General features: G+C 30.7%; 12 protein-coding genes. All 12 read right to left on the bottom strand.

What is annotated here, in order from left to right:
• Positions 1 to 6 precede the first annotated feature (6 nt).
• Entirely contained in the window at positions 7 to 738 is a 732-nt protein-coding gene (locus tag RT261_RS00700; RefSeq protein WP_313128050.1) for a CpsB/CapC family capsule biosynthesis tyrosine phosphatase, read from the bottom strand.
• A gap of 12 nt (positions 739 to 750) precedes the next feature.
• A complete protein-coding gene (locus RT261_RS00695; protein ID WP_313128047.1) occupies positions 751 to 1,593 on the bottom strand; it encodes a hypothetical protein in 843 nt (280 codons plus the stop codon).
• Between the two features lie 21 nt (positions 1,594 to 1,614).
• On the bottom strand, positions 1,615 to 2,148 hold the full coding sequence (locus RT261_RS00690; RefSeq protein ID WP_313128044.1) for a class D sortase: 534 nt from the start codon (positions 2,146 to 2,148) through the stop codon (positions 1,615 to 1,617).
• Positions 2,149 to 2,266: 118 nt separating this feature from the next.
• On the bottom strand, positions 2,267 to 2,971 hold the full coding sequence (locus tag RT261_RS00685; RefSeq protein ID WP_313128042.1) for a Ger(x)C family spore germination C-terminal domain-containing protein: 705 nt from the start codon (positions 2,969 to 2,971) through the stop codon (positions 2,267 to 2,269).
• Between the two features lie 92 nt (positions 2,972 to 3,063).
• Positions 3,064 to 4,809 (bottom strand): Ig-like domain-containing protein, encoded by a 1,746-nt coding sequence (locus RT261_RS00680; RefSeq protein ID WP_313128039.1) that lies wholly within the window; start codon positions 4,807 to 4,809, stop codon positions 3,064 to 3,066.
• A 510-nt stretch (positions 4,810 to 5,319) separates the two neighbouring features.
• Positions 5,320 to 6,063 (bottom strand): LytR/AlgR family response regulator transcription factor, encoded by a 744-nt coding sequence (locus RT261_RS00675; RefSeq protein ID WP_313128037.1) that lies wholly within the window; start codon positions 6,061 to 6,063, stop codon positions 5,320 to 5,322.
• A 12-nt stretch (positions 6,064 to 6,075) separates the two neighbouring features.
• A complete protein-coding gene (locus RT261_RS00670; protein WP_313128034.1) occupies positions 6,076 to 6,861 on the bottom strand; it encodes a sensor histidine kinase in 786 nt (261 codons plus the stop codon).
• Positions 6,842 to 7,588: a LytR/AlgR family response regulator transcription factor gene (locus tag RT261_RS00665; RefSeq protein ID WP_313128032.1), complete on the bottom strand. Its 747-nt coding sequence runs from the start codon at positions 7,586 to 7,588 to the stop codon at positions 6,842 to 6,844. Before RT261_RS00665 ends, RT261_RS00670 begins: the two co-directional genes overlap by 20 nt.
• Before the next feature lie 610 nt (positions 7,589 to 8,198).
• Complete coding sequence (locus RT261_RS00660) at positions 8,199 to 9,236, bottom strand: Wzz/FepE/Etk N-terminal domain-containing protein (RefSeq protein ID WP_313128030.1); 1,038 nt, start codon at positions 9,234 to 9,236, stop codon at positions 8,199 to 8,201.
• A gap of 272 nt (positions 9,237 to 9,508) precedes the next feature.
• Positions 9,509 to 11,044, bottom strand: a complete 1,536-nt coding sequence (murJ, locus tag RT261_RS00655) for a murein biosynthesis integral membrane protein MurJ (protein ID WP_313128028.1) — start codon at positions 11,042 to 11,044, stop codon at positions 9,509 to 9,511.
• A gap of 31 nt (positions 11,045 to 11,075) precedes the next feature.
• Positions 11,076 to 12,200 (bottom strand): glycosyltransferase, encoded by a 1,125-nt coding sequence (locus tag RT261_RS00650; protein ID WP_313128026.1) that lies wholly within the window; start codon positions 12,198 to 12,200, stop codon positions 11,076 to 11,078.
• 10 nt (positions 12,201 to 12,210) lie between these two features.
• Complete coding sequence (locus RT261_RS00645) at positions 12,211 to 13,452, bottom strand: O-antigen ligase family protein (RefSeq protein ID WP_313128024.1); 1,242 nt, start codon at positions 13,450 to 13,452, stop codon at positions 12,211 to 12,213.
• Positions 13,453 to 13,471: the final 19 nt, after the last annotated feature.

Here is a 13,471-nt window from a genome sequence, read left to right as displayed (position 1 = left end):
ACTCCTTTATATGTATTTATTCTCTAGGATTTTTTTAGGATTCTCTATAAATATTTGCTGTATGTGCATATCACTCATATGTTTACTAACTGCTTTATAAGCATCCTCAATCAAAGGAAGTCTTAGCTTAGCATTATGGCAATCCGTTCCTATAAAATGTACCAAACCTTTATTCACAAGTCTTCTGTGATAAGCTGCTTCTGTATTCCAAAACCTTCCACTTAAGCTGGCACTGTTCATCTGAATATAGCTGCCTAGCTTTATCAATTCTTTCATTAAGTCTTCCCTTTTTACAAGGCAGTTATATCGCTCTACATGTGCAAGAACAGGTGCATATCCTGCCAGTACAAATTCCTGAAGTCCATGGTATATGGTTTTAAAGTGTTCTCTGACTCCGAATTCTATTAAAATATACCTGCTGTCTGCCAAGGTCATGGCCTTTCCTGAAATAACATCTTCTAATACAGATTCGCTATAAAATATTTCATTACCAAGTAGAATATCGTAGTTAAGACCCAGACCTCTTGCTGTTTCTTGTACTTGATTTCTGATATTTATTAGTTCTTCTATGGTCATGTTTTTTGAACCGACAGCATAATGCGGTGTTGCAATTATAGTTGTTATACCTTCATTCCCGGCAATTCTAAGCATCTCCATGGTTTCTTCCATACTGGATGAGCCATCATCTACTCCAGGCAATATGTGTGAATGTATATCAATAAATTGTTTTGCGGCCATCCATTATCACCCCTATCTGCTGGTTATGTTATTTTTCAAATACGCTACTAAAATAATCAATAATGCAGCTAAAAGCATTCCAATTCCACCAAGATACATAAATACTTGAATATCCCATCTTAAGTAACTGGTAAGAAACCTGTTATAATAATCCGGTTGCTGTACCATTCTCTCATAACTTTTAGTAATTAATAAAAAAGCAGAAGAAATGATAACGATACAAGAAGAAGCAATCATTGCATAAGCAATATAGCGAATTCCTGAATGCTTGTACCGATGCAGCTTGATCAGTAATACACCTATGGTACCAGCCAATAGTACCAAAATAGGAATTCCTATGCGGAATAATCTCATAAAAGAAGCTTTGTATTCCGCTATATAATTTATAAATTGAAAATGAATCCCCCGTTTATACTCTTGTTCCACTTTGTCAATCACTTCTTTAATTCCAGCATCTAATTCCTTTGTTCTTGAAATCCCTTCTTCCATTAGATATTCATTGATATTTTGTTCTAATTGGGTTCTTACCTTATCTGATTGAATCACCGGCTCTTTACCTGCGAGCGTATCTTCAATATAATACTTTCCCCCAATATATACCCGCTCTAAAGTAATAGTCTCAGCCAGAAGGCTAAGGGGAAGACCTGCTTCTTCCAGGATATCCTGAGCCCTTTCCTGTAGTTCCTCATATACTTCATTATAGTGATTACTTTCATTTACCTTAGATAATATAATACGATTATTAAATACCCCATAATATAGCCCTGTCAGGGTAAATAAGCATACGAATATCATGGTAAGCAGGAAAGCAAATATACTGCTTATGCCTTTTTGCATTATTCGTTTCTTTTTCATCCTTTTCCCTCCAGTTATTAGTTATTCCGACACTGTTTCAGAATTTAAAATCCTATCACAATATACAAAAAATCTTTCACTACTGTTTCTTAACAACTGATTAAAAGGATAGCATGTATATAGAATTAGCTGCTCTTTTTCTTGACTTAAGTCATAGGCATCTGCTTCTAAGGCATCTGCGATTCTTGTAGCAGCTACTTTATATTCAAATTGTCCATAATTGGTTTCTATTATTACAACATCACCAATTTCAATATGTTCTAATGGTGAAAAATAGGTCCCGTCATGTCCACCTATTAGAATAGGCTTTCCTTCCCCTGGAAGTCCACTGGCTGTATATTGTCCTACACCATAGGATAATACGGTATCACTATCACCATAATAAATAGGTGCTTCTAATTCCACCCTTTCACAATAAAGATTGCCATAATGTGTTTCAAGTGCAGGCACCTGAATCTGAATGGCATCAAAAGTACTTTTCTTATTCATTTCTATCTTAGATAATTCGGAATCGAATTCATTGCCATAACCGGGTGCACCCTTGGTAATTATCATATTACCGTAGGATTTTATCATATCTGCCACAGGTTTACCTGATATCAATAAAACTATAAACCCTAGTATTATGAATAATAATGGCATGAGGATATATGACGCAATTCTCTTACTGTTATTACTTCTCATATTTATACTTCTCTTCCTCGTGAACAAATAATCTTGATTGAATTGCTGCAACTACGCATAATACTATTATAACCGTCAGTATCGTCACCATAAAAAGGGTACCGTTCAAATTAAACCCGGTATTTTTAATAACGGTATTTACCGTAATCAAGTTGTTACTATCATCCGAAGTGACTGTAATCTTACCCCTGTCTGTATCAATCTTTGTAGTTTTTTCCGACCCATTTATAATTTGATCAACAAATTCTACTCTATCCCCTGTAATATTATTAGTGCTTACATCCGCTCCATTTAACTCTTCTTCTATTTTATTCATGTGTTGGGAATCCGTAAAATCATCGGTTTCCTCTAAATTTCCGGATTCTTCTATATTAATGTCTGCCTCCGCACTATTCTTACTTTCTACTGGTATGAGATATCCTGCCCCTACACCTTGCTCTACATTATCAAACATGATAGAGATAGCTTTATCTCTCTGCTCAGCAGTAATATCAATATCATCCTGCATAAGATATCGTATTAGCTCATCCACATAAACAGAATCTACCTGGTATGTAATGCCACGAGACTCAAATCGTCCCCTTGCAGCACGAATAACTTCTGTTTCATATTCATTTAATGATCCGGCATATACCACTTGTTGCTTTGTAGTAAAAAGCAGTATAAAACCTATTACAGCTAATATTTTCTTCATAAGCTTTCTCCTATGCTACATGAAAGTATATACCAAATAAAATAAGTTTTCGCTTATTTTACCTGGTATATACAAATTTAATTTATTTCTATTTATTGAAAGTATGTAACATCAAATGTTAAGGAATCCGGTGCATTGGAAATTATTAATGATTTATTATCTGCACTCTTATCGAGACTGTAAACCATGCCAGATGGAGTAGTTACAACTATGGTTGTATTATCTCCTGCATCTTTAACTTCTACACTATACGTTTTATCACCAAATGTTACATCCTTTGTGAGTCCTACAGGCCCATTAATAGTTACCTGCTTGCCCTCATATGTTTTTGAGTAGCTTTCAACACTATTCCATAAATCAATTGTAGTACGAGAATTAGAAAGGAAGCCTTTTAACATAGTAAGAATATCAGCTCCTATTGTATATTTCTCACCATTATAATTAACTACTACTTTGGTCAATTCCGTGTATTTGACCGGTAAAGTAAATTTACCATTTTCGTGTTTTACTGTAACTGTTTTACTGCTAGGATTTGGAGTTGGTGTGGAGCCGCCTCCGCCACCACCACCGCCTGTACCTGGCTGTGCTGTGTCCGGTGTACCTATTACCTGCTTAGTTTCAGCATTATCACCTTTTTCAATGGTAATTACAATTGTTACATTACCGATAATAGTTGGAATAAACTTTTCATCTTCAACGACAACTGTTGTTTTTTCAGCACCTGGAAGAATTACTAATTTAACCTTCTCATTGCTCTTTACTGCTAATGGAATACTTGTTGTAATTACAGCATCTGCTGCATTCGCATTTACAGGAATCGCATCTTTAGAAGTACCAGAAATAGTTACTTCAGCCTTTGCGGCCACTGTTAGCTCTTTAACAGCTCCATTATTCACAAGAGTTAATTTACTGCCATCGGATTTTACTTCTAGAGAAGAACTTGCTCCCTTGTCAATAATAACTCTCGCATTGGCAGCCGATATAGCAAGAACATTACCAATCGCTTGCTCTGTCCAGGTTTCTGCCTTAATATTCTTAATTTCTACTACTTTGAATACACCCTTATTCACAATATCTGCTTTAGGTGCATCTACAACTAATGTTTGTTTGCTATAATTTCCTTCCGGAATTGTAAATACAACTTCTTCGTCTGTCTTTAAGGTAATTAATCCAGTTCCGCTGCCCAGTAATGCTTCTAACTCTTTCTGGTTAGATACTAAGCCTTTTTTATCAATAACTTGAATGGTTACCTTATCTGTTTTTCCACTTAATGTTTTAGCGGTGATGGTTACTTTTCCTTCTTTTAATGCGGTGAATTCACCCCATTTGCCCATCTTAACAATATCATTGTTATTACTTGTCCAGGTTGTTGTATCCAGAGAAGTTTTTGGCGTAATTGTTCTATTCAGATCATAAGTCTGACCTACATTAACTGTAGTGATCTTATTATTGATCTTAATAGATTTTGCCGGTTGTCTAATGGTTACTTTGTTCTTCAGAACGTAAGTTTCCTTTTGGGGAGTAGTAACCTTACAGGTAATAGTAACGGTACCTTGCTTTACACCGGTAACAACACCCTTCTTGTCTATTGTCGCTACCTTTTTGTTGCTGGTAGTCCACTTATAGGTTGAACCCTTCACCCAATTTTTAATGTTAAAATCATAGGATTTCCCTACTAGTATGGAACTTACCTTCTTTGCGATTGCTGGTTGCTTTTTTGTAGCCGCTGAAGCTGACGTGTTTGGTGCAACTGTAATAACGGATGATACTATCATCACCATAACTAACAGTCTGGCAAATATCGCTTTTACCATTGCTGCATGTTTACGCCTTATCATGTTTTACCCACTCCTTTTCTCAATATATTATGTTGTTTTTTATATTCAACGGCTTAAAATATCCGTGAATAACAGATTTAAATTAATCCGTTTAATGGCAATAAAAAATACAGAACCCTTTTGAGGAAAACCGAATTCCAGGATTTCTTCAATTAAAATATTCTGTATCTTAATTAACGACTATTCTTTCTCCCCCTCAAATTAGTCAGACATAATTTTATTCACTTGTATTATAAACGAAATAAAAATATAACCTCCAACTTTCTACATTATTGTATATATTTAACATATTTATCTCGAAAATATAGTCTAAAATACCTATGCACGTGTATACTTATAATAGCATGAAAAATTTATTTTAAAATACCCTTTGATTAACTGGTCACTTTTTGTATTCGAAATAGGTCTTATGTACTATTTTTATAAATTAAGTACCGTTTTTGCTCAATTTGTGATGACAAAATTACATATCAGATTCACAGATTCATCAAAAAAAGACCTGAAAATATTCTAGGTCTTTAACATATTTTCCAAATCTTTAATTAACGACTTGGTAATCAAACATTTCGCATTATTTTTCATGATTACTACACCTTTATTTGCATCAATAGCCTTAATGAAATTGGTATTAACAATATAGGATCTATGAGTTTTAAAAAATGTATCTGTAAGGCTTTGTTCGATGTTACTTAAAGTATTATAATATTCAATGCTCTGGTTTTGTGTATGTACTCTTATTTTTCTATGCAGCGAAGATTCAATATAAATAATATCCTCTATTCGCAGGTTGTAATAATTGGTTCCAGCCTTGATTAATATTCTTTCCGGGGCTGAAGGTACCGTCTTCTTACTATCTTCTTCTTTAACAATTTCAAGACACTGAGTTATTCTTTCTTTTATATCAGTATCTTCTTTATAAATATAATCAAGGGCTTCTAATTTGTGTTGAAAGATGTCCATAGCGTATTGAAGATGCACTGTTATATATATCAGATAACCAAAGGGATCGTGTTTACGAATTTCTTTTCCAACTATAATTCCATTGGTCTTATATTTATCATATTTAATATCTAAAAAATATACGTTTATTGTATCTGTGTTATGTTCTGAAGCATATTTTATAACTTTATTGGGGTTATCCGTTATTAAGTTAATTCTGGCATCCAGTTTTATGTCATTAATACAGGAACTAACATATTTCTGTAAAAAGTTTTGATAGTCTAAATTATCTTCTGCAATAATAATGTCAATCATAGTTCTCCCTAATCAGCTCATTTCTTTTTGTATCATAATCTCTTGCGTAAACAGATTGTCTTCTATCAGAGTATTGGATAATACATTGATATTATTATTGATAATGCTTTTTAATATATTTAGTCCCATTCCTCTGTTCTTACCTTTAGTAGAGTATCCCTCTGTAAAGATCTGGCTTATTACCGGCTTTTCTGCAAATGTGTTGGAAACAATTAAATATATCTCCTCACTATCTTCAATAATTCCAAAGTTCACAATTTTTTCTTTGGATAATAAAGCTGCTTCAATGGCATTATCCAACAATATTCCGGTAATCCTGCATATATCTAAATTCTTCATATACATATTCTCAATATCTTGAAGCACATTGATTTTAAAATGAATTCCTTGTTTTTGTGCCTCTAACATCTTTGTAATTACCAAACCTTTTAAGGCCGGATTCTTAATATAATTCAAATAACTCATGTCCAAGTGAGCCAAAGCCTTTGATTCCTGAAGCATTTCATTCTTATAAAACTCCTTCAGTCCAATAAGATCTTCATTATCAATGTATCCTATCAATGCAGCCATCATATTTTTTGAATCATGGTTAAACTTTCTGTATTCTACTACAATACTCTCTATGGCTTCTGTATACAATCTGAAATTCTCTGATTCTTTTTCCTTTCTTTCATATTCTCCAATTATATTCATTAACTTCGCACGCTGCATTGTCAGTTTTGTATTTATACACATCCCAACTAATAGTGAAGCTCCTAACACCATCAGTATCAAAACATCAGTAATCACTTTTGACATAATCAATAACCTCCTTCAAAGCTCTTCTAGACACCAGACATTTTTTGTTATTTTCCATAATTACAGAAAGGTTATTTTTGTCGGTACAGACTTGCTTGATATGGTTTATATTAATTATGTAGGACTTATGGCATCGATAAAAACTATTGTTTAATCTTTCTTCAATATCAGATAAACTGCTGCTTATCTCATATCTTCCTTTTGTTGTAGTAATGATAATTTTGTGTTGTAGGGTTGTTTCAATAGATATAATAGAATTCGTTGGTATGACATAAGAAAGTTCTCCGGATTGAATATATAATAATTCGTCTTTTTCCTTATGTTTTCGTATCTTTTCTTCTAAGATTACAGCGTCTAAAGTCTCGGAAATATGTTCTAACAGTTTGTCATCTTTTATAATATAGTTAAACACTCTTAATTTGTATTGAAAAGTTTTTAGTGAGAATTCCGGATATGCCGTAATATAGATTAGATAACCTGATATATCATTTTTTCTAACTTCTTTTGCTAAAGTCAGACCATTAACATCAGCATCAAAAAATATGCCAAACAAATAGATGTTCACCTGATTACTATTATATTTAACATACTCCAGAACTTTTTGAGGATCGTCTGTAGATAAAGCAATTCTACCAATTACTTTCTTAGATAAAAGATATTGGCTTACATGGGTACTAATTAAATTTCTTGTCTTAGCATCCTCTTCGCAGATTACAATATTAAACATATCACTTTCTCCCCTGTACATTTATATTTATCCCTTTAAATATATTTAGTTTAAAATACCTTACCAATACTTTCATTGTTAATTCGAATTAAGATTATATAAATGAATAGATAAAAAAACACTCCGGAAGAATTTGAGTGATTTCATAAAATGGATATTATTATTCTCGTAATTATAAATGTCAAATATTATTTGTTAATACAGAGTATATGATTTTCACTTATAGAACTTGTGACTTCATCATACAAGAACATTAGTATTGCCAAGCCTATAAATATAGGCCATTATGCCTATTTATAATAATAATAGAATATTATATATAAAAGTCAATAGAATAAGATCGCTTATTTTTGTCCAAATACGGGCTCTCTTAAAAATCTTAAAATGTTTAACGATAATACAAAATGAGTTTGATATTAGACGATAATATTAAATATGTAGTGTAATTCAATTATAATTTATGGCATTTCATCCAAATCCTTCTACTGCAATAGTATATAATACCTATTTTTACTTGTCAAGTCAAAAAACACTTCTCAAGTAGGATCTTTCATTAAATTCCTACTTGAGAAGTGGTCTATTTGATAATATATTTAATTAGATTTTATTTTTAAATCTCTTTTTTCCAGTATGCTCTAAATAATACAATGAAAACACTAAGCATACCGCCAAGAACACCACCAATTACAGTATTCATTAAAGTACTAGGACTTGATTTATGATTAGGTGCAACTGGCTCGGAAGGTTGATAGATACTAACTTCTACAACATCCATAATACTAGCCTCAATTTTACCTGTTTTACCGGATTGATAATACTTATCAAGAGCTGCTTGTTCTACTTCCAATTCTTCCATATATCCTTTATACAGTTCAACAGAACTTTCCAAATCAAAAATCATCTGTTTATTTTCAATTATAGAAGCTTCAAGTGCGGTATAATTAGGATTGATAATATTTTCAAGAACTACAAAATTAGTAGTATCGTTCTTCAGCTCAGAAGCTGCTGCTTTCTGATTAATGGTTTCCGGCGTATTTGCTAAAAGTTCTTCGTCCTTAGCAAGAACTTCACGAGTTTTACTTAATTCATTCTTTAAAGATTCAATTTGAACAGTAAAATCATTAGAGTAATAACTCACTGCTCTATCCTTCATCATTACATCCATAAAATCTATGTAGTTCTGATATAAATGCCTTGCCAGTTTAAGAGATTCTTCTGGGTTATTTGCAGAGACCGTTACGGTAAAACTATTTTGAACTATATTAGCATTATCGCTAATCTCTCCTATAGTAATTCTGCTCTTTAGGTCTTGAACCGAAACTTTCTGCGTATCATTATACCCCATATCTTTAATCGTATTTACTATAATATCATTACTTTTAATTAAATTAATATATTCACCATTAGTGGAAATTGGGAGTTTGTATTCGCCATATCTTGTTATATAGGTTTCAGGCATGCTGATTACTATATTTAAATTGGTTTCGTATACTGGTGAAATAATAAATTTGCTAAATAAGGCAACTAAAATGGAAATTATTAGAGTTACACTTATTATCATAATTTTCTGCTTCCATAATACCATAATCAATTCTCTTAAATTAATCTCATTATCATATTGCTGTCTATTATTTTGACTTTCATTCATGATTTACTCCTTAACATGTAATTTATTAAAATAGCAATTCATATTAGTATATCAATTATATATATCAATTTCAATAAAAACAAGAATTTAATCAAACCTTTTTCATAAATTAATCTTTATATCTAAGTAAAACCTCAGACTACACTGTATATCTTTTTTAATACTAGTGCTAGCATAGCAGAAATGAATACTGCTAGTAAATTTAAAATCTTCCGACCGTGCTATTTACTATGATTTTTGAATATCTAAACTTACAACTAATAATAACATTATTAACGTTTTGAAAATTTAAATATATCACTAATATTGTTTAGTTCATCCGCCTTTAATAATTTTAATAGACCAAAATAAACAAAAATTCCTATAAAAACAGCTAGTATGAGACTAAGAAAATTACCACCTATAGTTGCTGCCAGACTCTCCACCATGAATGAATAACTTATTGAAACAAAAATTCCCATTACAATTGCTGAAACTAATGATTTAAATAAAAATAGCTTAATTTTAGAAAAGTCTAATTGTTTTAACTTAACTTTTAAATTTATTATTAATAAGATAACCGTTATTAAAGAAGAAATACTAGTTGCAAAAGCTATCCCTGAATGTCCCATACATTGTGCTAATATAATATTCAAAATAATATTTAGAGTCATTGCTATGACTCCATTAATCATAGGAGTTCTTGTATCTTGTAGTGAATAATATATTTTTCCTAATATATCACGAAGTCCAAACCCAATAATACCAATAGAATAAAAAATAAGTGCACTTTTGGTCATTTCAGTAGCATTAATATCAAATGAACCTCGCTCAAACAATACTTTGATTATAGGTTCAGCTAAAATTATAAAACCTATAGTAATCGGTATAAGAAACATGATTACGATATTAATACTCCTTGATATTATTTCATTAAATTGTCCTACATTCTTATTACTAGATATTTCGGATAATTTAGGATAAATAACAGATCCAATAGGAACAATAAGAACACCTGAAATCAAACTAGTTAATCTATCCGCATAATTCAAGGCAGAAATACTTCCTTCAGCTAATGTAGATGCCATGGTTCTATCAACAATACCATTAATCTGATTAACACCAACTCCAATTAAAACAGGGCTTACAAGCCAAATCATTTTTTTAATATTTTCATCATGAATGTTCATTCTAAAAACATACTTATAACCTTCTTTTCTGGCAAAAGGGTACAGAAATATAAAATTTCCTGCTAATGCTAATAGCGAGCCAAATCCAAGTATTGGGTAACCATACTTCGTGCTTAAAATAATTGAAGCTATTAATATAATATTATATGGTACTCCAATTAAACCTGTAATAGAAAATTTATTTTTTATCTGAAGATAAGACGTCAAAATATTCGCTAATCCAATAAATGGTATACTCCAGACCATGATCCTAACATAGTCAACAGTGAGTTGTAATACTTCACCTTCGAACCCATACGCAGTTGTCTTTACAAATACTTCCGGAAATATCGATACTAATAATATTAACAATATTGATATTATTAAGGTAAGATTTATCGTATTATTTAAGTACTCCAACGAAGCTGACTCCCCTTTTTCTGCTTTTATGCTAAAGTAAAGAGGTGTAACTGCAATACCAATTGCTGTAGCAAACGGAATAAACACTAAAGTGGGTATATTAAACGCTGTAATGTATGCATCACTGTAAATTGAAGTTCCATAGTAAGAAGCTAAAACCACTTCCCTACCAAAGCCTAAAATTTTAGATATTATTGTTACTAACATTAATATAATTGCTGATTTATATATATTATTCACATCTTTTCCGCCTTACTTTCAATTTTTCCTTCTATATTGATTCATACACGTTAAAATATTCATAAACAATTTTCCTTATATCAAAATTGTTATTTACCCGTTCTCTTGCTAGCCTTCCCAGTGCTAATCTTTCATTCTCTGGTAATGTAATCGCTTTTTCAAGTGCTTCACACATTAATTGTAAATCTCCAGGTAATACTACAAGCCCCTCATCACCTATAATATACTTTGAGTCTCCCACATCTGTTACTATACATATACATTCACATGCCATAGCCTCGCCAATAACATTTGAAAATCCCTCGCTTTTGGATGGTGATACAAATATGTCTATTGCAGACATAATTAACGGGATATCATCTCTTCTTCCAAGTAGAACCGTCTTACTTTGCAAATCATATTTCTTCAACATTACATTAAGAGAATGATTCTTTTCATCGACATCAGGACCACATAATACTAATTTATAATTATACTTCATATTATCATCGAGTTCTTTAAGGGCTTTAAATAGCAATTCATGATTCTTTATAGGATTCCATCTTGCAATCATTCCAATTATCTTGGTATCATTTGATATGTATGAATTAAATAACTTATTTAGTTCCTTTTTAGAAATATTAGTTTTTTTAAATCTTTCTAATTCAAATCCATTTGGTATTGTAATAATATTACCAGAATTATATCCAAACTGAATATGATTAATCCTGCCTGCTTCTGAACAACTTATCACTCTATCTACATATTTAGATAGTTTTGCATTTATTTTAGCAACAAGGAATGTGCTTTTTTTTATGTCCTCTTTATTCAAACTACTCCTTCGTATACCCCATATTAACTTAGTGGATTTAATAATTCTCGTACTAAGGAAAGCTAGTAAATCTGCATGATACATCCATGATTGAACAATATCTGCTCCTTTGATAATTTTTACAGTTTGAATCAAAGCTTGAAAGTTTGGAAATCCACGCTTAAGATTCAAGCAATGCACTTTAACTCCTAACCTTTCAATACTTCTTCCCAATACTCCCTTGTCTGTCATAGAAATGACTTCGCAATTATATTTATAATTATCATTATTCAGTAGTAATTTATACAACATCATTTCTGCTCCACCATTATTTAATCCGGAAATAATGTGAATAATTCTTTTCATAGTAAATCCCTCATTTTAAAAGTTTCAATTTATAGTTATATTTTGACAATAATGTCATCAATAATAATAATAAAAATGTATTTATTTTGAACCCTGAAAATAACATTGCTTCAAAAATTGAATGAAATAATATAATAATAATTATTATAGTTGAAAATTTATATATAACTTTCTCATTTTTAGTAAAACTATCTGAAAAAGCAACTTTTCTTAAATTTTTAATAGATTTTAAAAGCACACTAAGTATAAACGAAAGAAATACAATCAGTCCGATAATTCCAACTTCAAAAGCAATTATTATATATATGTTATCCAATGGTCTTCCTAAAAGAACTGCATCAATATTTGCTTTTCCTATGCCAATTGGTAATCCATTATTATACAATATCGTTTCTACTCCAAAAATTAAAGGCAAAATTCTTCCACTTATACTAAATTCATTTATTCTAAAAGCCTGTAAGATATCCTTTTTCAGAATTAATTTAATTAAATTAGGAATATACATTACTAATATACTTATAAAAATAATAGCTAACATTATATGTATAAATCTCTTAATAGCGCTTTTTTCTATGAGAAAATAATCGAACAACAAAACAAAAAGTATTAGAGATAAATAGGAAGCTCTCGAACCAGTAATGTATAAATTAAACATTGTATAAAGAATGGAAAGTATAAATATTTTTTTATGGTTTAATCTTAATAAGACAATTGAAAACATAGTTCCAATAGCTGACACTATTCCATGTGCATTTGTTCCTAATATCCCCTGGTATCGGCTTCCCATGATTTGGTTTAAATGTAATTGAAAATCATTATAATAAATATTAGAGATTATTAAATAAGCAATTATGCTTATTAAAATCATTTTATAAGATAAATATATATACTCATATTCATTTCTAAATCTTAAGACGAATATTAAATACGTGAAATTATAAGCAAATATAGTACCTAGTCTTACTACCGCATTTATTTCTTTATGCCCACTAAAAATTGCCAATGATAATAAATAGAGAATAAATAATAGGAAAAGTAACATTATCTTTGATTCTTTTATAAGTCCTTTTTGAATAGATGTATTATTTATTATAACCAAAATACCAGTTATAAATATATGAACTAATGTAAAAACTGTTGCTATTCTCACATCTCTAATTATAGTACCAAATACATTTACTAATAATGATAATGGTACTAAGCTTATTAAAAGGTAATCAACCATTTTATACTTCGTTTCAATCTTTTCCATTTTATTCAACCTTTTCAAT

This window comes from Anaerocolumna sp., assembly GCF_032079385.1.
GTDB lineage: Bacteria > Bacillota > Clostridia > Lachnospirales > Lachnospiraceae > Anaerocolumna.
Note: the sequence above shows the minus strand (reverse complement) of the source record. Positions and strands in the feature narration are given on the sequence as shown.

Coding starts and splice junctions, on each gene's coding strand:
- RT261_RS00700 (WP_313128050.1), bottom strand. CDS start 738: ATGGCCGCAAAACAATTTATTGATATACATTCACACATATTGCCTGGA.
- RT261_RS00670 (WP_313128034.1), bottom strand. CDS start 6,861: ATGTCAAAAGTGATTACTGATGTTTTGATACTGATGGTGTTAGGAGCT.
- RT261_RS00650 (WP_313128026.1), bottom strand. CDS start 12,200: ATGAAAAGAATTATTCACATTATTTCCGGATTAAATAATGGTGGAGCA.
- RT261_RS00660 (WP_313128030.1), bottom strand. CDS start 9,236: ATGAATGAAAGTCAAAATAATAGACAGCAATATGATAATGAGATTAAT.
- RT261_RS00690 (WP_313128044.1), bottom strand. CDS start 2,148: ATGATAATTACCAAGGGTGCACCCGGTTATGGCAATGAATTCGATTCC.
- RT261_RS00675 (WP_313128037.1), bottom strand. CDS start 6,063: ATGATTGACATTATTATTGCAGAAGATAATTTAGACTATCAAAACTTT.
- RT261_RS00645 (WP_313128024.1), bottom strand. CDS start 13,452: ATGGAAAAGATTGAAACGAAGTATAAAATGGTTGATTACCTTTTAATA.
- RT261_RS00680 (WP_313128039.1), bottom strand. CDS start 4,809: ATGATAAGGCGTAAACATGCAGCAATGGTAAAAGCGATATTTGCCAGA.
- RT261_RS00665 (WP_313128032.1), bottom strand. CDS start 7,588: ATGTTTAATATTGTAATCTGCGAAGAGGATGCTAAGACAAGAAATTTA.
- RT261_RS00695 (WP_313128047.1), bottom strand. CDS start 1,593: ATGAAAAAGAAACGAATAATGCAAAAAGGCATAAGCAGTATATTTGCT.
- RT261_RS00685 (WP_313128042.1), bottom strand. CDS start 2,971: ATGAAGAAAATATTAGCTGTAATAGGTTTTATACTGCTTTTTACTACA.